A 22,968-nucleotide genomic window follows, 5' to 3' on the forward strand; every position below is an offset into this window, starting at 1 on the left:
AAATAAGTTAAAAATAGTATACGTCTGCATAAATATTAAGTCAACTGAATTTTTATTTAATCTATATTTTTTTCTTAAACGATACCGCTTTCTTTTATAGCATTGTATGTTTACAAAAATAAGGCAAGAATTCTTTCGCTTATCGAATGAATTCTTGCCTTCTTTTTATGCATCTATTGTATAAATATCAATCTCTTTCTTAATCTTCCATTGTTGATAAATCGCCTGTTGGTAAATTTAATTCCCACGCCTTTAATACACGACGCATAATTTTCCCACTACGTGTTTTCGGCAGCTTGTCTTTAAATTCAATTTCTCGTGGCGCTGCATGTGCCGATAAGCCCTTCTTCACAAAATCCCTTATATCTTCAATCAATGCCTCAGAAGGTTCAACCCCTTCACGCAATGCTACAAAGGCTTTAATAATTTCTCCGCGCACTGGATCTGGCTTACCAATGACACCCGCTTCTATTACATCTGGATGTTCAAGTAGCTTACTTTCTACCTCAAATGGTCCTACACGCTCACCAGCCGTCATAATAACATCATCTACACGTCCCTGGAACCAGAAGTAGCCATCCTCATCCATATAAGCAGAATCGCCAGATACATACCATTCACCTTTTAAGAAATAGGATTCATAGCGCTCTGGATTGCCCCAAATTTGGCGCATCATCGCTGGCCAGCCTCGACGAATCGCTAAGTTCCCCATTGTAAATGGAGGTACTTCCTCACCCGTATCATCAACAATCGTTGCATAAATACCTGGGAGCGGTTTCCCCATGGAGCCTGGCTTAATATCCATTGAAGGATAGTTACAAATCATATGTGCCCCTGTTTCTGTCATCCACCATGTATCATGTATACGATGTCCTAGCTCCTCTACTCCCCAGCGAATTACTTCTGGATTTAATGGCTCACCTACTGATAAAACATGTCGTAGCGACGATAAATCATAGCTTTCAAGTAAGCCGCTGCCTGCACCCATCAGCATACGGAACGCTGTTGGCGCGCTATACCACACCGTTACACTATAATCCTCAATAGCTTGATACCATGCTTGCGGTGAAAATCTGCCACCAACAATTAACATTGTTACACCATTTAGCCATGGGCCGAAAATACCGTAGGCTGTGCCTGTTACCCAGCCAGGATCGGCTGTGCACCAGTAAATATCATCATCACGTAAATCAAGCACCCACTGTGTTGATTGATATTGCTGAATCATTGCATTATGAACATGCAATACCCCTTTCGGCGCACCTGTTGAACCAGATGTATAATGAAGAATCATCCCATCTTCTCGATCTACCCATTCAATATCAAACTGGCTTGAAGCCTTATTTAAATGTTTCTTAAAATCTAATATTTGCTCTGTTTCTTCTATTCCTTCACCTACTAAAAATACACGTTCTAATTTTGGTAATTTAGCTAAAGGTACACGCTCAAGTAGCTCTGGTGTTGTAACGATTGCTTTTGCCTCACTATCTGCCAGTCGATCATAGACAGCGCCTTCCATAAAAGCCTCAAATAACGGGCCAACAATAACGCCCATTTTCAATGCACCTAATAATGAAAAATAAAGTTCAGGTGAACGTGGCATAAAAATAAATAGACGATCACCTTTTTGTAGATTCGTAGTTGCTTTAAAAACATTTGCCGCTTTATTTGTTTGCTTTTTCATGTCGTTAAAAGAGTATGCCTCTTTACGTTGCCCGTCATTAAAATAAAGCGCGATCTTATTTTTTCGATACGTTTCTGTATGGCGATCAATTGCCTCATACGCCATATTCACTAAACCTGTTTCAAACCAGCTAAATGCCTTTTCTGTATCAGCCCAATTATGTGTTTGTGCGACTTCCTCATAATTTGTTAGGTGGTGCTGACCAGGTAAAGCGGCTAACTTCTCCTTCATTTTCATCCCCATAAAACTACCCCTTTCTTTACATTCACCTTTGACGCTAGCCATAAATAACAATAATCCCCTCTATTGCCTTATGATTGACGTCAAAGAAAATAATGATGCAGCATTTGTTATATAACAGTTTAGAATAGTGAAAACAATTAAAACGTCGTTTACACTACTTTCATCTGTTAAATAACAGAAGCAATATAATACTATTTTACACGAATTCAGATGGAATGTCCTAATATTTTTATTTTTCCAAAAATATAGGTATATTTTGCAAAAATAAGCGTTTTTCCGCAAGAAATCAGCTATAATGTAATTATTAAAATCAGGTGGTGTAATTATGGAACATAAAAAAACTTTTTTTTCTGTCACAAAGGAAACAAAGCATGGTACTGTTTATGTGGAAGGACCTGTTCCTCCAGAAAAATTAGCTACATATTCCTTCCACGAAGGCTTAGTTGCCTTTAGACCTCCAAGGCAACAGCAGCAAGCCATTATAGAAATTGCAGGACTTCCTGAAGGACGCATTGTTATTATGCGTAAAGAGGATATTATTGTAGGCTATGTGACCTATCTCTATCCTGATCCACTTGAACGATGGGCAGAGGATCGTATCGATAATATGATTGAACTTGGTGCTATCGAAGTGATTCCAGAATACCGTGGTACAGGGGCAGGAAAATCATTGCTAGCCGTTTCATTTATGGGAGATGAAATGGAGGATTACCTTGTGATTACGACTGAATATTATTGGCATTGGGATTTAAAGGGGACTGGTCTAAATGTTTGGGATTATCGTAAAATGATGGAGAAAATGATGAGTTCAGTAGGTTTTGAGTATTTTGCTACAGACGATCCTGAAATTACATCACACCCAGCAAACTGCTTAATGGCACGTGAAGGCAAACGTGTACCCACTGAAACAATGGAAAGATTTGATAAGCTACGTTTTCGCAATCGTTTCATGTATTAACATCAACACAAGGGGGATATGTATAGATGATCGTAGAAGAAATTATGAATGATGCACCTTACACATTAGCTCCAAGCAATACAGTGCTTGAAGCGCTCAAGCTAATGCGTGAAAAAAAGGTGCGTCATTTACCAGTAGTCGATGAGGAGCAACATGTTTTAGGGGTGATTACAGAACGTGATATTAAAGAAGTCCTCCCCTCCTCATTACAGGATGAGCCTAACTCTCCTGTTTTTCATGCAAAAGTAGAGGACATCATGGTAAAGGATCCACTGATTGCTCATCCACTTGATTTTGTTGAGGAGGTAGCACTTACATTTTATGAATCAAAAGTAGGCTGTCTTCCTATTGTTTCTGGGGGAAAATTAGTCGGAATCGTCACAACAACTGATTTGCTCTATACCTATATTGAGTTAACAGGTGCTACAGAGCCTGGCTCAAAAATCGATATTCGCGTATCCGATACGCCAGGAATTTTATTTGAAATTACTAAAATCTTTCATCAGCATCATGCCAATGTCCAAAGCGTCTTAGTTTATCCTGACTCTGAAAATACACAAAATAAAATTTTAAGTATCCGAGTAAAAACACTCAATCCTTTAGTCATGATTGAAGACCTTCGCAAAGAAGGCTTTGATGTATTGTGGCCTAATTTACCAGGTGTTTCATTATAATGAAAAAGGCTGTTTTTGTTTACTCGCCTGAACAACTCGGATATAAATTTTCAGATACACATCCATTCAATCATAAACGCTTGACGCTAACAATGGACTTATTAAAAAATATAGATGCACTCGATGATAGCGATATTGTACCTGCACGTGTAGCAACAGAAGAAGAGCTTTTACTGGCACATGATCCTAAGTATATTGATATTGTCAAAAAAGCAGGACATGGTGAATTATCAGAAGCTCAATGCGAAAGCTATGGCATCGGTACAGAAGATACACCCATTTTTGAAAATATGCATGAAGCCAGTGCACAGCTTGTTGGTGGGACATTAACAGCTGTAGATTATGTGATGGAAGGCAAGGCAAGACACGCCTTGAATCTGGGCGGAGGCTTGCATCATGGTTTTCGTGGTCGGGCATCGGGCTTTTGTATTTATAATGATAGTACGGTTGCCATTCGTTACTTACAGGAAAAATACAATGCCCGTGTACTCTATGTTGATACAGATGCACATCATGGAGATGGTGTGCAATGGAGCTTTTACGAAGACCCAAATGTTTGTACATTGTCCATCCATGAAACAGGTCGCTACCTTTTCCCTGGCACGGGCAACATCACTGAACGAGGCAATGGGCAAGGCTATGGAACTTCGTTTAATTTTCCAATGGATGCTTTTACAGAGGATGAAAGTTTCCTAGATATTTATAAGCAATCCATGCGTGAAATCTTTGAATTTTTCAAGCCAGATGTTGTATTAACTCAAAATGGTGCTGATGCTCATTACTTTGATCCATTAACACATCTACATGGCACAATGAATATTTATCGTGAAATTCCAAAGCTTGCACACCAATTAGCCCATGAGTATTGTGATGGTAAATGGATAGCTGTTGGTGGTGGGGGCTATGATATTTGGCGTGTAGTGCCTCGTGCCTGGGCAATGTTATGGTTAGAAATGACAGATCAAACACTACCAATCGGTCCACTGCCACAAGCATGGCTGGATCGTTGGCAGCCTGAAGCACCCGTTCCATTGATTCCAACGTGGGAAGACCCAAGTCCCTTATATGAGGCCATTCCACGAAAAGCTGAAATTGAGGAAAAAAATGCACAAATGTTAGCAAAAGCGCTACATATTATTCGCAATGAAAAACGAGATTAACCTTGAGCCTCACAATAGTTGTGGGGCTTTTTTCAGTGGATTCATAGCAACGTCTAGGCTCTATCCGTCACTTTTAAGTTTTTATCCATCAATTTGAGCTGTCTATCCACCACTTTCGCATTTCTATCCGTCTAGCAACAAAAAAACACGTAAATCTGCTATCATCAAATTTACGTGTTGCTATTTCATTATTTACTTTTAACAGATTGTCGATGTTCGATACGATGCGGTAAAATGACCGCCTCATCCTCTACAGGCTCCTTGCTCATTAATTTCGTAAGCAGGCGCATCGCAACAGCCCCAATATCATAGAGCGGTAGCGCAACACTTGTAAGCTGTGGGCGAACCATTCGTGCTAGCTTTGAATTTTCAAAGCTAATAATTTCAATATCACCTGGCACATCTTTCCCTGCATCCTGTGCTCCATGGATTAAACCAATTGCTAATTCATCACTACCTGCAAAGTAAGCTGTGGGCGGATTATCAAGCGCAGATAGTATCTCCCAAGCCTCTAAGCCCATATCATAGCTCGATTCCTCTGCGGCAATTAAGGCCTCATCAATTGGCAAGCCAGCATCCTCTAATGCCTTCTTATAGGCAGCCAGTTTAAATTTTCCGTTAATTGTATACGATAGTGGACCTGTCACAAAGCCGATACGTGTATGACCATTTTGGATAAGTAAAGAAATTGCTTCATAGGCTGCTTGGAAATAATCAATATTCACAGTAGCGATTGTTTGGGATTCATCTACAGAGCCCGCAAGTACAATTGGCACTGGCGAATGATCCATTGTTTGTTGCATTTTTTCTGTCACTTCATCACTCATCATAACAATACCATCTACCTGCTTCCCTAGCATTGTATCGAGTAGCTGTAACTCTTTATCTTCATGTTGATCCGAATTGGCTAAAATAATATTGTAACGGTACATTGTGGCAATATCCTCTACCCCACGAGCCAGCTCAGCATAAACATTATTTGCAATATCTGGGATAATCACGCCAACTGTTGTTGTTTTCTTACTTGCTAAACCTCGCGCTACTGCGTTTGGACGGTATTCTAATCGTTCAATTACTTCTAATACTTTTTTTCGTGTCGCTGGCTTAACGTTTTGATTGCCGTTCACTACACGAGAAACTGTTGCCATTGAAACATTTGCTTCTCTTGCAACATCATAAATTGTAACAGTCATCGTACGTGCCTCCCTTGTTCTTATTATAAAACTTCTCATCACTAATAAAGATTTGATGACGAACCATTAATAGCTTTATCATACGATAATTTTCATAGCATTTTCAAGAAGAACTACATAAAGCCAAGTACAAATAGTCCTATTCTAGCCATTAATTTGTCACGATACAGCAAACACCGCCTGCCAAAGTAAGCAAGCGGTGTGTACTGTTAATCATTACGCATGAATTTCATGATTTTTCATGAATTTTTGTAGCGTATCATAGAATGCGTCAAATGTTGGAATATCCATTTGTTGTTGTGAGTCAGAAAGCGCTACAGATGGGTCTGGATGCACTTCTGCCATAACACCATCAGCACCAATCGCAATCGCTGCTTTCGCACATGGTAATAGTAAATCACGACGACCTGTTGAATGCGTTACATCTACCATAACAGGTAAATGTGTTTCTTGTTTTAAAATTGGTACAGCCGAAATATCTAATGTATTACGTGTTGCTTTTTCATACGTACGAATACCACGCTCACAAAGAATAATATTTTCATTGCCTTTAGACATAATGTATTCTGCTGCATGAATAAATTCATCAATTGTTGCAGCTAAGCCTCGTTTTAATAATACAGGCTTATTTGTAGCTCCTGCTGCTTTTAGTAGTTCAAAGTTTTGCATATTACGTGCACCGATTTGGATAACATCGATATAATCTAATGCTTCCTCTAAATGGCTTGGTGTTACGATTTCTGTAATAACGGCTAAACCATATTCCTCTGATACACGTTTTAAAATTTTAAGGCCATCTAATCCTAAGCCTTGGAAGTCATATGGAGAAGTACGTGGTTTATATGCACCACCACGAATTAATTTTTCACCTTTTGCTTGAATAGAAGCGGCAACTGCTGCTACTTGCTCGTAAGATTCAACCGCACAAGGACCAAACACAAATGATGGTTTACCTTGTCCAATTAATTCACCATTAATATTAATAACAGTATCTTCAGACTTTTTCTTACGCGATACAAGCAATTCCTTCTTCTTATCTGCTTCAAGCTGTTTTAAAGCTGTTTTAAAGATTTGCTTAAATATATAATCAACCGTCATTTGGTTTAATGGCCCTTGATTGTGTTCCTTAATAAGATCAAGCATGTGTCTTTCACGTAATGGATCATAGCGATTTACACCTTGCTTTTCTTTAATTTTACCAATTTCATCAACCACAGCTGCACGTTCGTTAATTAGACGAAGAATTTCTAAATTTAAACCGTCTATTTGACTACGTAGACTTTCTAAATCTTTCTGGCTCATGCTTTGTTGCTCCTCTCCTTATGACAGACACTTTCAGAACTCTGAAATGTATGTTACATTTTTAGATATTAGCAATATTATAATCAATGTTGTGCAGAATGTCACGCATTTTTAATTTAGCGCTTCAACTCGCTAAATTGTTTTCAGGTATGACAAGAAAGGAAGCGATTACATTGAGTTCTAAATTATTCGCACTTGATATTGGTACACGCTCAGTAGTCGGGATTATTCTTCAAGAAGAAAACGACCATTTTCATGTAGAAGATATTTTAGTGAAAGAGCATAAAGAACGTGCCATGGTAGATGGGCAAATACATAATGTCATGTATGTGGCAGAACTAATTAACGAAATAAAACAAGAGCTTACAGAAAAGCATGGCCCTTTAACAAAAGTAAGTGTTGCGGCAGCGGGGCGCTCTTTAAAAACAGAACAAGCAAGCGTGACCATTAATATACGAAATCGCCCAATTTTTACAGAGGAAGATATTAGTCGCTTAGAGCTTCAAGCTGTTCAGCAAGCTCAGCAACAGCTCTTACAACAAAAAGAGGATGCGAAAATTAGTCATTATTACTGTGTGGGCTATTCGGTACTCTATTATCGCTTAGATGGCGAGGAAATTGGTAGCCTGCTTGATCAGCAAGGCGATGAGGCACAAATTGAAGTGATCGCTACCTTCCTACCACGCGTTGTTGTAGAATCGTTGATTGCTGCGCTCAAGCGTGCTGATTTAGAGATGGAAGCCCTAACATTAGAGCCTATTGCAGCGATTAACGTGCTCATTCCACCTACGATGCGTCGCTTAAATGTGGCGTTGGTCGATATAGGTGCTGGTACATCCGATATTGCCATTACCGATAAAAGCACTGTTGTTGCCTATGGAATGGTACCAACAGCAGGCGATGAAATTACAGAAGCATTGAGTGACCATTATTTACTAGATTTTCCCATCGCAGAGAATGCCAAGCGTCAGCTTCAAACAGAAGAAAACATATTGATTCAAGATATTTTAGGCTTTGATCAGTATTTCCCAAAGGATGAAGTTTTATTAGCTATTGAACCAGCCGTTAAGCAGCTCGCAAAATCCATTGGAGAGGAAATTTTACGTTTAAATAATCAAACAGCGCCTAAAGCGGTGATGCTTGTTGGTGGTGGTAGTTTAACGCCAAACCTGCCAGCAGAGCTTGGATATATTCTTGATTTACCAGCAAATCGTATAGCCGTTCGAGGTATTGATGCTATTCAAAACCTTACAAGGGAAGAGCATATACAGGCATCCCCAGAATTAGTGACGCCAATAGGAATTGCGATTGCGGCTAAAAAAATGCCGATTCAGTATATGAGCCTTACTGTTAATAATCAAGTTGTACGTCTTTTTGAATTAAAGGAAATGACTGTGGCAGATGCTTTTTTAGCGGCAAATATTCGAGCAAAGCAATTATATGGCAAGCCCGGTCACGGCTTATCTGTTCATGTTAATGGACAGGATATTTTTATTCCGGGTGGTCATGGACAGCCTGCAGAAATACTTGTAAATGGGCAACCAGCAACGACTAAAACGCTGATTAAAACAGGGGATGCCATTCAGCTTATTGAGGGACAGGATGGACAGCCTGCAACAGCAAGTGTACGAGATATTGTTGATCCTGCAGCCATTAAAACCGTCACTATCCAAAATACTAAATATGTGATTGAACCAAAAATTTTGGTCAATCATACACCAGCATCATTGGATACTGTTTTAAATGACCGTGATATTGTGACATTTGATATTGCAGAAACCATCGAAGATATTTTTAAAATCACAAATAATTGGCATTTACTGAAGCAATTCGAATCCTATACGATTCAAGTAAATGGACAGCCTTTATATTTACCTGAATTTTCATCACAGTTAATGATTAATGATAAAGCAGCTAAATTAAGTTATACGGTGCAGGATGGGGATATCATTAGCTTCCAGCAACAAGCTTTGCCGACCGTGCAACGAATTGCAGACCAAATGAATCTTTTAGTTGAAGATAAAATAACGGTGCATTTCCAAAATGAAGTGCTAGAACTAACGAAAATAGTCAATGAGGCTCTCGTCAATGAACAGGTTGTTTCACCACTATCAACTGTGCCAAATGGTGCTGCTGTTATATTTAGAGAAAAAGATCGCAGCCGTTGGATTTACCAGGATGTATTCCGTTTCTCCAACTGGCAGTTACCTACTAGCTTTAAAGGAAACTTCACCATTTTAAGAAATGGGCAACCTGCTAGCTTTGATATGGAAATTTTCGGTGGGGATAAATTGGAAATTCTATTAGAACAATCACCTATTACTTAACAAAAGGCTATGTTACATTTTCCCATGTAACATAGCCTTTTTATCATCTATTATGCACGTACTTCTTCCGTTGTTTCCTCGGCCTGCTCTGGTGTTGCCTCTGCTGTTGGTTCCTCATTCGGTGTATAATCCTCTAGTGGCTCTTCACCTTCAAATGACACTGTACCATCATCAAAAACAGTCGGTGCTTTCGCTGTTTTTAATGTTTTCACCTTCTCCACTAATTGTGAAGATTGCTCCTGCAATTGCTTAGAAAGCTGTAATGTTTTATCTTTTGCAGTTGTAGAGAAATCTGCACTCTTATCTTTTAAACTAACAGCTTGTACAGCTACATCGCTACGTAAATCTTTTCCTGATTTAGGCGCTAATAATAGACCTGCTGCTGCTCCAACAATTCCCCCAACTAATGCACCAATCACAAAATCTTTCATATTTACACGCTCCTCTTCATAAATCGATTCCTGCGGATGATAAAGCTGTGGCAGTGAACTTTCAAGCTGCTGTTCCTTTACTTCGTTAAAATTCGGCTTTTGAGTTGTCATGCAAACAATTCCTCCCCATCTAATAGTCAATTTTGTCCAGACAAGTTATTCATCTTCTTTTACAGATGCATCTTCAACTTATGTCTAAGACTTTATTTTTATTCGGTCAGTATTGTATACTCACCAAATAATTATCACTTTTTACGACCCCATTTTCGTTTCGGCTTTTCAGCTTGTACCTCTTCAAATGCATATGCATTCTCCACGACAGCTTCTTCAGCCTGCTCAATAATTTTGCGCTTTTTCCATTTGTCAGCGATGCCCATTGCCACATTACTCCACTGTACAACCTGCGCAATTTTCTCTTCATTTTGCTCTACGCTTTTAGAAACAGAAGATGTAATCTGCTGTACAGATTGATTTAAACCATTCACAGAATCACCAATACCTTTAACAGCATGAACAACTGAATTTAATTGTTCAGATTTATGTTGAATATCCTCTGCTAAGCTATTTGTTTTTGTTAATAAGGACGTTGTTTCACGTGTAATGCCTTCCATTTGTCCTTCAATGCCTGATAATGTCCCAGCTAAGCTGTTTAAAATAGACTTGAGTGAAAATAATGTCATACCTACACTCACACATAAAATTAAAAATCCGATTGCAGCAATAATGGCTGCAATATACAAAATGACTTCCATAAATTGACCTCCTGCTAGTAAATTCTCTTTACTATTACTTTCCCTAACTTCGACAAAAAAAACAAAATTCCTGCTAAAGTTTAAAAAAACAGCTTAACCCATACGGACTAAGCTGTTTCATTACTTTTTAGCACGTTTTCAAAAGCATCTTGGAATTTATGAACATCACCAGCGCCCATAAATAAAAAGACTGCGCCTTTATGTCTTGTTAATATATCAATTCCTTCAGTGGTAATCACTGCACTGCCTTCAATAAGTGACGCTAGATCATGAATCGAAAGAGCGCCTTGTGTTTCTCTTGCAGAGCCGAAAATATCACATAAATAGGCTGTATCTGCAAGGCTTAAACTATCTGCAAAATCCTGTAAAAAAGCTTGTGTGCGTGTAAATGTATGTGGTTGGAAAATAGCGACTAGTTCACGCTCAGGGAATTTTTGTCGTGCAGATTGAATCGTAGCACGAATTTCTGTTGGATGGTGTGCATAGTCATCTATTAACACAGTATCCCCTATATCTGTTTCTGTAAAACGTCTTTTTACGCCTTTATACGAATTTAGACGCTCCTGAATAAGCTCAGGTGACATTCCCTCATACTCACATAGTGTAATTACTGCTAACGTATTTAACACCGCATGATCCCCAAATAATGGGATAAAGAAAGTGCTATAAAATTCATTGCGAACAAAAACATCAAATTTTGTACCTTCTGTTGTTTTTTCAACATTGCGCGCTTCAAAATCATTTTCAGCACCAAAGCCATAATACACAACAGGTACTTTCGCTTGAATACGTTGAAGCTGCTCGTCATCACCGCATGCAATAATTGCTTTTTTCACTTGCATTGCTAATGATTGAAAGGCTGAATAAACATCCTCTATATTGGCAAAATAATCAGGATGATCAAAATCAATATTTGTCATCACGGCATAGTCAGGACTATATGCTAAGAAATGACGGCGGTATTCACATGCCTCCATCACGAAAAAGTCAGCATTTTCATGACCAGCTCCTGTACCATCTCCAATTAAGTAAGATGTCGGTTTATAACCACCTACTACATGCGCCATTAAGCCTGTTGTAGATGTTTTTCCATGTGCTCCTGTAATGGCAATGGATGTATAGTTACCAATATATTCACCTAAAAACTTATGGTAACGAATAACCTCTACACCAATTTCACGTGCACGCACTAATTCGGGATGGTCATCAGGAAAAGCATTTCCTGCAATAACGGTCATCCCTTCTTGAATATTATCTGCATTAAATGGATAAATTGGAATATTACGTTCACGTAACGGCTGCTCCGTGAAGAAATATTTTTCGACATCTGAGCCTTGCACTCGTTCACCAGCATCAAATAAGATTTGTGCAAGTGGACTCATACCAGAGCCTTTAATGCCTGTGAAATGAAAAACTGTCATTAATTAAACCCCCCGGGAATTTCAATATCCCATCTATCATCTCTAGTAGGTGTAACGTATTATTGTACAACCGGTTAGGTATTAATACCTTTACAAGTGTTAAAAAATACGTACTATTCAACACATCTTGTCTATTATAGCACTTTTTAAGCATAAGAATAAATGTGTAAGTTTTCTAAAAAAATTAATTTTAGTATTAATAAGTTAATCTAAACGTAAACAACGTAATTTTTAGTCAAACATTGTCATTAAATCCTCTTCCGTAATATAGCTTTCACGTGGTTTACTGCCTCTCGCCTCAGATACAAAGCCATGTGACTCTAACATATCAATTAAACGGGCGGCACGATTATAGCCAATATGATATTTTCGTTGAATTAATGAGGTAGAAGCGCCACCTTGCTCATAAACAAATCGGCACACATCCTCAAATAGATCATCCTGCTCTGCAGTTACCTCTGTTTTCTTTAAAAGGTCTTCCTGATCGAAAATATAATCAGGCTCGCCCTGTTCCCGAACATGCTCAATAATCGCCTCAATTTCATCATCTGTGACAAATGTTCCCTGTAAACGGACAGGCGCTGACATACCATTACCTAAATATAACATATCCCCTCGACCAAGCAATCTTTCTGCTCCTTGCCCATCCAAAATTGTACGTGAATCAATTTGTGAGGAAACGGCAAAAGCAATACGTGTAGGAATATTCGATTTAATCAACCCTGTAATAACATCGACAGATGGCCTTTGTGTAGCAACAATTAAATGAATACCACAAGCACGAGCCTTTTGTGCAATACGGCAAATTGCCTCCTCTACATCTGCTGGAGACATCATCATTAAATCAGCCAGTTCGTCAATCACAATTAAAATATAAGGCAATTTCAGGCTATGTTCATTATTCTTATCAGCGATTGCATTATAACGTGTAATATCACGTGCACCTGCATGCGCAAATAATTGATAGCGGCGCTCCATTTCCTCCACTGCCCATTTCAGCGCAGCCGTTGCAGCCTTCACATCTGTAATAACTGGACTTACTAAATGTGGAATATGATTAAATGGTGCTAGCTCTACCATTTTCGGGTCAATCAGCATAAGCTTTAATTCATGTGGCGCAGCTTTATATAATAAACTAACCAAAATCGAATTAATACAAACAGATTTACCAGAACCTGTCGCACCAGCAATTAAACCGTGAGGCATCTTCCGTAAATCCAGCGTAACAGGCTTCCCTGTTAAATCAAGACCGAGCGCTGCCTCTAACGGCGAATCTGATTCAAGGAAGGCTGCGCTATTTGTCACTTCTGATAAGCGAACAGCTCGTGATACTCGGTTTGGAATCTCAATACCGATGGAGCTTTTTCCAGGAATCGGTGCTTGAATACGAATATCCTTTGCGGCTAGGGCAAGCTTTAAATCATCTGCTAGGTTGCGAATTTTACTAACCTTTGTGCCATGACTCACCGTTATTTCAAATTGTGTAACAGCAGGTCCCTGCATAATCGATTCTATTTGCGCAGACACTTGGAAATAAGATAATGCCTCCACCAATGTATCTCCCTGTTGCTCCATCCACTCTGTATCCTGTGTTTTTTCCTCTGGTGGCTCTAAATACTCATCAGCAGGCTTTTGGTAAACATGCACGGGCTTTGTCGGTTTTTCGGCTACTGCTATAGCCTGTGGTTCTTGCTGCTCCACCACCTCTACTTGCACAGGCTCTTCAGGGGTAGACACAACTTCAGTAATAGGCTCTTCCATTAACTCAATCGTTGCTGAAATTTCATCCGCACTAGCTAGCTCTGTTTCTGTTTTTTCTAAAGTAGCAACATTGGACATCGTTGTAACAGGAGCCATTGTAATAACCGTTTGATGATTATCTATATGGTGCTTATTTGTATTCGTTTCTGCATGCAATTGCTCAACAGTTGTTGAATTGTCTGCTTCTTTATGTTGTGGGACATCCGCTATATCAGCGCTATCCTCTGTATGTTTTTCCACTACAACTGGTTTCACATCCACTACCTTATTAGAAGGTGGTTGCTGATCTTCTGCGGTATTAGAGGATTGTGCCATTTTCAGCTGTTGCTGGATTCTCCACTTTTCTTTATCTGTTTTTAGCATTAAGACATTAAAAGGAATTCGACTTTTTTCTTCTTTTTGCACTGTATCAGTAGATGTAGATGATTCCCCAACAAGCAGTTGCTCATCCTTGTCATTTGTTGCTGGCTGCATAACCGTTACTTCGCCAATATGAATTGTGGAATTTTCAATTTGCACCTGCTCAACAATCATTTCTTTAACATGAATTTCAGATTGATCTGCTGACAGCTTTTGAACAGCTTGCTCTTGCGCAATATCCTCTTGCACAGGCTCTTCAAATTCCATTGCGTAGGCTGTTGTTTGAGGCACAGCTACATCAGGCTGTATATGCTCCTTCATATCATTTGCTTCATCCGCTAGCTCTTCATCAAAAATAATCGGTTCATGTATAGGCGGCTCTTCTGTTTTAAGTAGTTTAGACTGCTCCACGACAGTCTGTTGGTTGATGTTAACCGACTCTTTTTCTTCTAGTATATTTTCATTGGTCGTATTTGTTGTCGCTTCTTTTATTGGCTGAGTAGCTTGTTGTATTTCAGCTACATACTCTGTTGTTGTTAGCTTGTTGTGTTCTTCCTTGCGTTTATCCAATAGCTCCTTAATTGGGCTTGGCTTTGCGAAACCATAGACAGGTGATGGCACGTCTGTTGGCACAAATCGCTTACGGTTCTCTGGTAAGCTACTTTTAACCGTTTTTTCCTGCTGTTGAAATGTTTCTTTTGGTACAGGAGGCTTCGGTTGGACAGGCTCATATTGTGCATCTCGAAAAACAAGGCTTGCCCTTGATGAATGCTCCTGCTCCATAGGCTGACTTTTAGTTTTAGCTATAGTTGTTTTTCGTCCCGTACGCTTTGAACGACTTTCCAATAATTCTCGAATTCCTGAAACCTCTACATCGTACACCCGAGAATCTACAATGTGATTATTTAGATGCTTCGGTAAAGATAAATCCCCAATTTGCCCATAGTCATCATTATCCACTTGCTGGAACATTTCTTTTTGCGACGATTGAGGCATCATTTCCTCATCATCAATTAATGGAAAGCGAAACGTTTTTTGTTTTGCTGCTGGTGGTTCATTTGGTATTTGTTGCTCCTGCTCATAGTCCTCATAGTATTCTTCATAATCATATTCATAGTCTTCTTTATTTAAAATTTTATTAATTTGTTTTTTAAACCAGTTCACTTCATTTCACTCATTTCTATTACACTTCATTTATAGCATTGCCTATTACTAGCACAATGTCTTCACCCAAAAGCATACCATAAAAATGTGTTCAAAACTTGCATTTAGAGGCTTATTCTAAACAAAAAAATCGTTATGCTACTGTCATATTTGTAACATAACGATTTCAAATGTTTCACCTCGTTAGATGAGCTGTTATTCTATTTATTGTCTTGTAATCCATATCAATAAATAAGTATTTTCTATGCCATTTTTATTTGCTCGGTACTTCAAAGGCACTACCAACAACCGCATCCTCAGGCAATACTAAAATGCCTTTTTCAGAAGGGGCGTTTGGAATCGCTAATTCACGAGCTGAGCATAGCATGCCAAAAGAATCTACACCGCGCAAGTTGCCTGCTTTTATGAGCATGCCAGAGGGCATCACTGCACCGATTTTTGCTACAACTACTTTTTGCCCTGCTTCTACATTTGGTGCTCCGCAAACAATTTGTAATGTTTCATTACCAACATTTACAGAACAGATACTTAGTTTATCGGCATTTGGATGCTTATCCTTTGTTTCTACATAGCCCACCACAAACTTTGGTGAAAAATCAACATCAAGGCGAATCGTAGCACCATTTTTTTCAATCGCTGCTTCTAGCTGTGCTACTAACTCTGGTGTTACATCCACTACGCCTTTTGCATCCGTTTGTACATAGCTACTTGCATTAAATAAATTAAAGGCTTTAATTTCCCCTGTTTGTGCCTCCTTTAAAATGGCAAAATCACCAGCACGCTCTACAACTGTTTTAACGATTGGTTCTGTCGCCAATTGAACTAATAATACATCGCCTACATGCTCTTTATTGTAAAATACATTCATTGTTTTTCTTGCTCCTTTTTCACTCTGTTTTTTGCTAGGATAAAAATTGGCTCTAGTTCGCCATCCTCATAAATAAATGATAACGATGTAATCGGTACTGTACCGACAGTAAAGAAATGCATTGTCATCTGTGCTAATACATCATACCCTGTTTCATTACGAATATCACCTATAATTAACACATCTTGATGAGGCACTGACAATGTCATATCGCCCTCTACCTGAGCACGCATTTCTTTTAAAAAGCTCTCATTTAAAATACGGCTTGCATCATACCCGTCATTCACATTGACAAAATAAAATAGATTGCCTGCTACTTCATCTTTTTTATACGTAGTTGGTAACTGCTTAACGGAAAATCTAGCCATTTCGCGAATTTGCTCCACTGTTAATTGTAATGCTTCAAGCATGGATTCATCAATAAAGCGATATGTTTTTCCTAAATCAAGCGCATAAAAAATACGCGTTTCGGCTGTATGCTCTGTCGTAATAAATGCATGTCCCTCTTTTGATGCTTGTGGATATGATGTTGCACGAATCACAGGGTAAATTTGTGTTGTTTGCTGGAAGCCTTGCTCTGCCTCTTGCTCCATTGCATGAAAGGTTTGTTCAATTGTATAGACAACTTCTGCAATAGCCGCTTCTTGTTTATCATTATATTTAGCCGCAATGCCCGGCAAGGAAAGCTCCATTCCCTTCCCAAGCTTTCTATGATTTAAGCGTAATTTATCATGCTTTTTATCATAGTGAAATTCAAAGCTCTCTGTATTTAACCGCTCTTTTAGTAGCTCTGCAAGCTGTTCTGACTTTATTTGCTTCATTTTTATTCACATCCTATTTTTAGCTAACACAGCTTCTAACAATAATAAAAATCCACATTGCTTGCAAGCTTCTCGCAGGAGTTTATGTGGATTTTAACACGTTCATATAAGCTGGGTGTAATTGGTCTATTACATCTATCAAAAATCCTATCCAGTTACTTTATCTTAACGGAATGAACAATTTTCGTCATGTCTCGCAAATTATCCTCAATATGCTTTGCTTGTGAAATCGTTGTCATTTTTATGCCGCCACTGCTTACAATTAGCTCCATTTCATCCTCTTGCTCTGTCTGAAGAACTGCTGTAAAGCCAAAACGACCATCCTTTTCATAGGTCATTTCTTCAATAATTTTAGCGGCATCGTTTTCCTGTAAAAGATTATAATATAGCTTACTATCTTGTGCTTCACGATCATTAATAAAAAGAATATAGCTTTCTTTTCCTTTTGAAATCACAATATTGTATTCATCTGAACTATCTTCAATGTTAAATTTTGAAGGCAGGTATAATTTGATTTGACCAACTTGTTCTGTATGCTGTTCTGGCTCTTCAGCAAAAACAGTTTCTGTTATTTGAAGTCCGTTCGCAATTTGCTCATCAATAGATTGACTACAGCCAGCAAGTCCCAGAAGTAAAAGCATTAAGCCAATAGCTTTTAGCCACTTATATGACATTTCTCTCTTCCCTTCACTACTAAGTTTTTTCTATTTTAAAAAAATCTTTCATAAGTTGCAACCTCACGACTTTATTCTTATCATTTATTTTTGTGAATATGTAAATAAATATTGTCCGATTAAAAGTGATACAATATGCTCAAACATTACTTGTCTACTAACTAAACCTTGCGTAAAAATACCTACAGCACCCATACCTTGCCGAATATCTTGACGTTTTGTATATTGCTCCATAATGGGTCCAAGTTCTCCACCAGCTTTTATTTCCTGGGCAATTTCTTTTGGTAATATAATTTGTGCACCTGCTGCTGTCAATATTGTACCATCTGCAACAGTAAGTGCTCCCCAGTTGCAAATATACATAGCATCAGCAATTTCCACAACACCACCCTCTAAGCCAAATGATAGCTGTGCATTTGTTTGTACCATAGCATTTTGGGCACGGTTTATAGCGCCTGCTCGTGTTTCCTCATTGCCGATTGGCTGATCTGCTACTTCAGAAGCCGCCTTTACATGAGAAAAGCTTGCATTCTTAAAATAGTGTTGAGCAATTGCTTCAACTGCCTCTACTTTTGCTTTATTTGTTGTTCCAATTGCAATCTTCATCTAACCCCTACTTTCTTTCCATAGAAAAAGATGCCCGCTAAAGGCATCTTTCTAACTTCCTATACATTAGCGCGAATCGTTTCTAATGTCGAACGATCTGCTTTTTTCACTAATTCAATAATTAATGCTTTCGCTGCTGCATAATCATCAATATGAATAATCGACGCTGCTGTATGAACGTATCGTGAGCAAATACCAATTACTGCACTTGGTACACCATCATTGGCAATATGCACCTTCCCTGCATCTGTGCCGCCTGGTGAAATAAAGTATTGATATGGGATATGATTGGACTCAGCTGTATCTAAAATAAACTCTCGTATGCCTCGATGTGTAATCATTGTACGATCATGAATACGTAGCAATGCACCTTTGCCGAGCTGCCCAAATTGATTTTTATCTCCTGACATATCATTTGCAGGCGAAGCATCTAATGCAAAGAATAAATCTGGCTTAATCATATTGGCAGATACTTGTGCGCCACGTAAGCCAACCTCTTCCATCACATTTGCACCTGCATATAAATGCGAACTGAGTTTTTCGTGTTGTACTTCTTTCATTAATTCAATCGCTAGACCACAGCCATAGCGATTATCCCAAGCTTTTGCCATAATTTTTTTCGGGTTTGCCATTGGTGTAAATGGACAAATTGGAATAACGGATTGCCCTGGGCGAACACCAAGAGCGATTGCATCTTCTTTATTGTCAGCACCAATATCAATCAGCATATTTTTAATATCCATTGGCTTAGAACGCTCAGCATCTGTTAATAAATGCGGTGGAATAGATGATACAACTCCTGGAATTGCACCGTTTTTCGTAAATACCTCTACACGCTGTGCCAGCATGACTTGGTTCCACCAGCCTCCTAATGTTTGAAAGCGCAGCATGCCATTGTCTGTGATAGATGTCACCATAAACGCTACTTCATCCATATGCCCTGCTACTAACACTTTAGGCGCATCAGCAACCTCACTATATTTAACACCGAAAATACCACCTAAATTGTCTTGAATCATTTCATCTGAATATTTTTTTAACTCGGAACGCATAAATGCGCGAACAGCATGTTCATTCCCAGGCGCACCCGGTAGCTCTGTTAATGTTTGAAATAATTGTAATGTTTCTTTATCCATGATGCCTATCTCTCCCTACGAAGTAGAATATTTTTCTTGCCTATTGTATCATATTTATTTCTGAATTCGAAATATTGAACCATTTCTTTCAAATCGTGAACGTGCATTCACTCTATAGGCTATGCTAAAATAAAAAATATAGAAAAGGAGGAAGGAAACATGAAATTACGTGATTTTTTAATCGGTGTTGCAACTGGCTTAGCTGCCGCAGTCATTATTAAAGAAGCTAGTGAAAAAGTTTCTCCATTCGTACCCGCAGGACAAGTACTTGAAAACATAAAAAGAGAATTTAAAAAGGATGCGCCAATTGACGGCTCTTGGATTTTTATGAAAACTGAGGATTATACAAATGGTATTATGACAATCCCAGTCTATCGTGGAGGCATTTCCCGTATGCATGAAGGTGAACTACAAACCTTCGAATTTGCTGCTGATGCACGCTCAGGTGTTGTTGTAGAACTAACAGAAGTATAACTAACAAATGAAGGGGCTATGCAAAAGGTAAACATCTTTTTTGCAATAGCCCCTTCTTTCATTTATTCAGATAAGCCTTTATTATTAAAGTATTTTTTATACTTTCGATAATAGTTTAAGTTATTAAGTGTAAGCTTTGCCCAGCGCTTAGCATTCATATCCTCATTAAAGTATAGTGAGTTTGTATATTTACCCTCACGAATTAATTTCTTCGCCTCTAATTTTAGCTTTTCATTCGATGCATATTTAAAGAGTACGCCCTTTGGAATAACCATCCATAAATGCTTATTCTCCACATAAGTTGTTTCCTGCTCAATATTTAGCATATGATCATCTGCCACATACTTCATTAAATTATGACCGCTTGCTGTGACATAATAGCTGGAGCGACCATTGCGCAAATTAATTTCAAATAGCTTATACTGCTTATCTCGAATATCATATTTCATATCGAAATTCGCAAAGCCTGTATAGCCAATATCCTCTAAAAAGAAGCGTACTTGATCCATTAATTCCTTATCATATGTTGTCACGATGGCTGCGTAACTGCCAATGCCTTCAGGCGAATGCTCCTCAAGTATTGGATTACCTAAGCACATGAGCTTCACTTTGCCATCTTTCCCGACATAAGCATTTAACACGCGCATATAGGAATCATCACCAGGGATAAATTCTTGAATAATCATTGTATCCTGATAGGTTGAGCTATAAATCGCCTTTAAAATAGCTGTTTTTTCTGCTTCATTATAAGCGACAAAAACCTTTTTCTTGCCTGGGAATGTACATGCCCAATACTCTACAGAATTGGACGCTTTTAAAATGATTGGGTAATCGAATGGTGGTGTAAAGTTTTCATAGTTATCAGCTGTTACCGTTGTTGTACCTGGATATTTGAAATTATATTGGTCACACATTTTATAGAAATTTTCCTTTAGTAAAATTTCATCCATTAATGACTCATCAATATACGGAACAGTAAAATGCTCCTGTAGTGCAGGCTTATTTTTAATAATAAGCTTTGCATAATCATCACCACATGCTAATAGTAATAATTTTTTATCCCCATATTGTTTTGCCACCTGTGCAAGTGCAGGGACAAAAACATCTTGTTCATTTAAACGATCAATTTCTTGAAAATGTAAAATATGGCTATCTTGTGTGGCTGTTAAATGAGAACGCCCTAACACAAGCGGTTTAATGCCATACGCCTCGTAAAATGCACGTGCCATACCGTATGCATTCATATCTGATCCTAGTAAAACAGGTAAAAATGGTTGCTCAGTTGCCATGTTTATTTCAACTCTCTTTATAATTTAGTATCGTGTTTAGTGTATCATATTTTCCATATTGTTCACGAACAAAAAAGGCGAGGTATCGACATTTTATGATGCCAAGTACCTCGTCTTGTATTAAAACGTAATAACAGCTTGTCTGCCACGCTCTAGCTTATCTACAATTTCCTTGCCTGTTGCATCCCATTTAATCATACGGTAGTACGCATCATGATAGAAAATAAAGCCATAGTTATTGGCAAGTGCTTCCTTCATAAGACGTTCCTTGGCAAAGACACTTGTCATTGGGTAATCGTCATATGCTAATACCCATAAAGGATTTTGGTGAGCATGCGTTGGCATAATATCAGCCATATGCAATAATACTTCACCATTTTGCGTTAGTTTAATAATGGCATGACCTTCACTATGACCACCTGTATGAATCATTTCAATACCTGGTGCTACCTCTACTGTATCTTCATACGTTTCCACTAAGTGCTGTACAGGCTCCCAGTTCTCTTTCCAATACGTATTTCTGGAGCGAATATTCGGGTTACGCATTTCATCCCATTCAATTTTCGTGACAAAAATTTTAGCATTTGGGAATGTTGGTACAAGGACATCCCCCTCCCAGCGTGTTAAGCCTCCTGCATGATCGAAATGCAAATGCGTCATTAATACAACATCAATATCCGCTGCTGTTAAGCCAAGCTCCTGTAAGCTAGCTGCCAATGAGCCTTCTTCTGTGACACCAAAGTTTCGTAATTGCTTTTCATTTAATTTGTTAAAGCCTACACCTGTATCAATCAAATAGTTTTTCCCCTCATATTGAATAAGAATTGGCTCTGTTGGCAACTCAATTTGATTTTTTTCGTTTACAGGATATTTGCGTGACCATAGCGGCTTTGGTACAACGCCAAACATTGCACCACCATCTAGGCATGTAACACCCCCGTTTAGCCATGATAATGACATACTGTGAAACTGTAACTGATCCATCCATACTCCCCCTACAATTTAGTGATAAATTGCGATTCTAATCGATAAATCGGCTGCCCCTTTGCAGAAAACTTCTGCTCATATTCTGTCATCACATTGTCCTCTGGCATGTTAGCATGTAAATCAAGCGAAACATATTTTAATAACATACCATATTCAGACATACTGATTAATGAATATTCAAACAGACCACGGTTATCCGTTTTAAAATGGATTTCCCCATTATCCACCAAAATCGACTCATATAATTTCAAAAAACCCTCGTGTGTTAAACGTCTTTTAGCATGACGCTTTTTTGGCCAAGGATCTGAGAAATTCAGGTATACACGTGATACATCATTTTTATCAAAGAATTTATTTAAGTCCGCGCCATTTACTTTTAATAATCGTAAATTCGCTGGAGAATTTGCCTCTAAAATTTTCTCTAATGCACAAACAATCACACTATCATAAAGCTCAATGCCAATGTAGTTGATATGCGGATTTTGCAGAGCCATTCCTTTTACAAATTGCCCTTTTCCAGTACCTACCTCAATATGGATGGGATGGTCATTACCAAAAACAGCCTGCCAATTTCCTTTAAAGTCTTCAGGATTTGGAATAATCACCTCTGGATGATTTTCAATCATTTCCTCCGCCCAAGGCTTATTTCGTAATCTCAATGTTTTTCCTCATTTCTTTCTTGT

Annotated in this window: 20 protein-coding genes; 5 read left to right on the top strand and 15 right to left on the bottom strand. The window is 38.5% G+C overall.

Annotated elements, in window-relative coordinates:
* Positions 1-199: 199 nt before the first annotated feature.
* Positions 200-1,927: an acetate--CoA ligase gene (gene acsA, locus MHB42_RS14095; RefSeq protein ID WP_340806952.1), complete on the bottom strand. Its 1,728-nt coding sequence runs from the start codon at positions 1,925-1,927 to the stop codon at positions 200-202.
* 325 nt (positions 1,928-2,252) lie between these two features.
* Here acsA and MHB42_RS14100 point away from each other — a divergent pair, with 325 nt between their 5' ends.
* The 3 genes from MHB42_RS14100 to MHB42_RS14110 are packed head-to-tail and all read left to right on the top strand — an operon-like array spanning position 2,253 to position 4,719.
* Positions 2,253-2,885, top strand: a complete 633-nt coding sequence (locus tag MHB42_RS14100; protein ID WP_340806953.1) for a GNAT family N-acetyltransferase — start codon at positions 2,253-2,255, stop codon at positions 2,883-2,885.
* A 26-nt stretch (positions 2,886-2,911) separates the two neighbouring features.
* On the top strand, positions 2,912-3,559 hold the full coding sequence (locus tag MHB42_RS14105) for an acetoin utilization AcuB family protein (protein ID WP_340806954.1): 648 nt from the start codon (positions 2,912-2,914) through the stop codon (positions 3,557-3,559).
* A complete protein-coding gene (locus tag MHB42_RS14110) occupies positions 3,559-4,719 on the top strand; it encodes an acetoin utilization protein AcuC (protein WP_340806955.1) in 1,161 nt (386 codons plus the stop codon). The genes MHB42_RS14105 and MHB42_RS14110 overlap by 1 nt, the downstream gene beginning before the upstream one ends.
* A gap of 188 nt (positions 4,720-4,907) precedes the next feature.
* Here the strand turns inward: MHB42_RS14110 and ccpA are convergent, their stop codons facing one another.
* Both ccpA and MHB42_RS14120 read right to left on the bottom strand, forming a co-directional pair.
* Entirely contained in the window at positions 4,908-5,912 is a 1,005-nt protein-coding gene (ccpA, locus tag MHB42_RS14115) for a catabolite control protein A (RefSeq protein WP_340806957.1), read from the bottom strand.
* A 216-nt stretch (positions 5,913-6,128) separates the two neighbouring features.
* Positions 6,129-7,214 carry a bifunctional 3-deoxy-7-phosphoheptulonate synthase/chorismate mutase gene (locus tag MHB42_RS14120; protein WP_340806958.1) on the bottom strand — a complete coding sequence of 362 codons (1,086 nt, stop codon included), beginning with the start codon at positions 7,212-7,214 and terminating at the stop codon, positions 6,129-6,131.
* A gap of 173 nt (positions 7,215-7,387) precedes the next feature.
* Here MHB42_RS14120 and MHB42_RS14125 point away from each other — a divergent pair, with 173 nt between their 5' ends.
* Positions 7,388-9,541: a cell division FtsA domain-containing protein gene (locus MHB42_RS14125; protein ID WP_340806959.1), complete on the top strand. Its 2,154-nt coding sequence runs from the start codon at positions 7,388-7,390 to the stop codon at positions 9,539-9,541.
* Positions 9,542-9,591: 50 nt separating this feature from the next.
* Here the strand turns inward: MHB42_RS14125 and MHB42_RS14130 are convergent, their stop codons facing one another.
* The 9 genes from MHB42_RS14130 to MHB42_RS14170 form a co-directional block, all read right to left on the bottom strand.
* A complete protein-coding gene (locus tag MHB42_RS14130) occupies positions 9,592-10,083 on the bottom strand; it encodes a YtxH domain-containing protein (protein ID WP_340806960.1) in 492 nt (163 codons plus the stop codon).
* A 134-nt stretch (positions 10,084-10,217) separates the two neighbouring features.
* On the bottom strand, positions 10,218-10,724 hold the full coding sequence (locus MHB42_RS14135; protein ID WP_340806961.1) for a DUF948 domain-containing protein: 507 nt from the start codon (positions 10,722-10,724) through the stop codon (positions 10,218-10,220).
* 107 nt (positions 10,725-10,831) lie between these two features.
* Positions 10,832-12,145 carry a UDP-N-acetylmuramate--L-alanine ligase gene (gene murC, locus MHB42_RS14140; protein WP_340806962.1) on the bottom strand — a complete coding sequence of 438 codons (1,314 nt, stop codon included), beginning with the start codon at positions 12,143-12,145 and terminating at the stop codon, positions 10,832-10,834.
* 231 nt (positions 12,146-12,376) lie between these two features.
* Positions 12,377-15,430 (bottom strand): DNA translocase FtsK, encoded by a 3,054-nt coding sequence (locus MHB42_RS14145; RefSeq protein WP_340806963.1) that lies wholly within the window; start codon positions 15,428-15,430, stop codon positions 12,377-12,379.
* Between the two features lie 253 nt (positions 15,431-15,683).
* Positions 15,684-16,298, bottom strand: a complete 615-nt coding sequence (gene ytpR / locus MHB42_RS14150; RefSeq protein WP_340806964.1) for a YtpR family tRNA-binding protein — start codon at positions 16,296-16,298, stop codon at positions 15,684-15,686.
* Positions 16,295-17,119, bottom strand: coding sequence for a DUF1444 domain-containing protein (locus MHB42_RS14155; protein ID WP_340806966.1), 825 nt, complete (start codon positions 17,117-17,119; stop codon positions 16,295-16,297). Before MHB42_RS14155 ends, ytpR begins: the two co-directional genes overlap by 4 nt.
* A gap of 155 nt (positions 17,120-17,274) precedes the next feature.
* The gene (locus MHB42_RS14160; RefSeq protein ID WP_340806967.1) at positions 17,275-17,793 is read right to left on the bottom strand and encodes a hypothetical protein; all 519 of its coding nucleotides are present in this window, start codon (positions 17,791-17,793) and stop codon (positions 17,275-17,277) included.
* An 84-nt stretch (positions 17,794-17,877) separates the two neighbouring features.
* Positions 17,878-18,399 carry a DUF84 family protein gene (locus MHB42_RS14165; protein ID WP_340806968.1) on the bottom strand — a complete coding sequence of 174 codons (522 nt, stop codon included), beginning with the start codon at positions 18,397-18,399 and terminating at the stop codon, positions 17,878-17,880.
* Positions 18,400-18,458: 59 nt separating this feature from the next.
* Positions 18,459-19,535, bottom strand: coding sequence for a M42 family metallopeptidase (locus MHB42_RS14170; protein WP_340806970.1), 1,077 nt, complete (start codon positions 19,533-19,535; stop codon positions 18,459-18,461).
* 159 nt (positions 19,536-19,694) lie between these two features.
* Here MHB42_RS14170 and MHB42_RS14175 point away from each other — a divergent pair, with 159 nt between their 5' ends.
* Complete coding sequence (locus tag MHB42_RS14175; protein WP_340806971.1) at positions 19,695-20,009, top strand: hypothetical protein; 315 nt, start codon at positions 19,695-19,697, stop codon at positions 20,007-20,009.
* A 62-nt stretch (positions 20,010-20,071) separates the two neighbouring features.
* On the opposite strand, the gene MHB42_RS14180 is transcribed toward MHB42_RS14175, so the two are convergent.
* From MHB42_RS14180 to trmB, 3 genes are all read right to left on the bottom strand, one after another.
* Positions 20,072-21,298, bottom strand: coding sequence for a carboxylate--amine ligase (locus tag MHB42_RS14180; protein WP_340806972.1), 1,227 nt, complete (start codon positions 21,296-21,298; stop codon positions 20,072-20,074).
* A 120-nt stretch (positions 21,299-21,418) separates the two neighbouring features.
* Positions 21,419-22,282 carry a YtnP family quorum-quenching lactonase gene (locus MHB42_RS14185; protein ID WP_340806975.1) on the bottom strand — a complete coding sequence of 288 codons (864 nt, stop codon included), beginning with the start codon at positions 22,280-22,282 and terminating at the stop codon, positions 21,419-21,421.
* A gap of 11 nt (positions 22,283-22,293) precedes the next feature.
* Complete coding sequence (trmB, locus tag MHB42_RS14190; protein ID WP_340806976.1) at positions 22,294-22,944, bottom strand: tRNA (guanosine(46)-N7)-methyltransferase TrmB; 651 nt, start codon at positions 22,942-22,944, stop codon at positions 22,294-22,296.
* Positions 22,945-22,968: the final 24 nt, after the last annotated feature.

This window comes from Lysinibacillus sp. FSL K6-0232 (genome assembly GCF_038008325.1).
GTDB lineage: Bacteria > Bacillota > Bacilli > Bacillales_A > Planococcaceae > Lysinibacillus.

Coding starts and splice junctions, on each gene's coding strand:
- MHB42_RS14160 (WP_340806967.1), bottom strand. CDS start 17,793: ATGTCATATAAGTGGCTAAAAGCTATTGGCTTAATGCTTTTACTTCTG.
- MHB42_RS14110 (WP_340806955.1), top strand. CDS start 3,559: ATGAAAAAGGCTGTTTTTGTTTACTCGCCTGAACAACTCGGATATAAA.
- MHB42_RS14175 (WP_340806971.1), top strand. CDS start 19,695: ATGAAATTACGTGATTTTTTAATCGGTGTTGCAACTGGCTTAGCTGCC.
- ccpA (WP_340806957.1), bottom strand. CDS start 5,912: ATGACTGTTACAATTTATGATGTTGCAAGAGAAGCAAATGTTTCAATG.
- acsA (WP_340806952.1), bottom strand. CDS start 1,927: ATGGGGATGAAAATGAAGGAGAAGTTAGCCGCTTTACCTGGTCAGCAC.
- MHB42_RS14165 (WP_340806968.1), bottom strand. CDS start 18,399: ATGAAGATTGCAATTGGAACAACAAATAAAGCAAAAGTAGAGGCAGTT.
- MHB42_RS14155 (WP_340806966.1), bottom strand. CDS start 17,119: ATGAAGCAAATAAAGTCAGAACAGCTTGCAGAGCTACTAAAAGAGCGG.
- MHB42_RS14130 (WP_340806960.1), bottom strand. CDS start 10,083: ATGACAACTCAAAAGCCGAATTTTAACGAAGTAAAGGAACAGCAGCTT.
- MHB42_RS14170 (WP_340806970.1), bottom strand. CDS start 19,535: ATGGATAAAGAAACATTACAATTATTTCAAACATTAACAGAGCTACCG.
- ytpR (WP_340806964.1), bottom strand. CDS start 16,298: ATGAATGTATTTTACAATAAAGAGCATGTAGGCGATGTATTATTAGTT.
- MHB42_RS14180 (WP_340806972.1), bottom strand. CDS start 21,298: ATGGCAACTGAGCAACCATTTTTACCTGTTTTACTAGGATCAGATATG.
- MHB42_RS14105 (WP_340806954.1), top strand. CDS start 2,912: ATGATCGTAGAAGAAATTATGAATGATGCACCTTACACATTAGCTCCA.
- MHB42_RS14120 (WP_340806958.1), bottom strand. CDS start 7,214: ATGAGCCAGAAAGATTTAGAAAGTCTACGTAGTCAAATAGACGGTTTA.
- MHB42_RS14185 (WP_340806975.1), bottom strand. CDS start 22,282: ATGGATCAGTTACAGTTTCACAGTATGTCATTATCATGGCTAAACGGG.
- murC (WP_340806962.1), bottom strand. CDS start 12,145: ATGACAGTTTTTCATTTCACAGGCATTAAAGGCTCTGGTATGAGTCCA.
- MHB42_RS14100 (WP_340806953.1), top strand. CDS start 2,253: ATGGAACATAAAAAAACTTTTTTTTCTGTCACAAAGGAAACAAAGCAT.
- MHB42_RS14135 (WP_340806961.1), bottom strand. CDS start 10,724: ATGGAAGTCATTTTGTATATTGCAGCCATTATTGCTGCAATCGGATTT.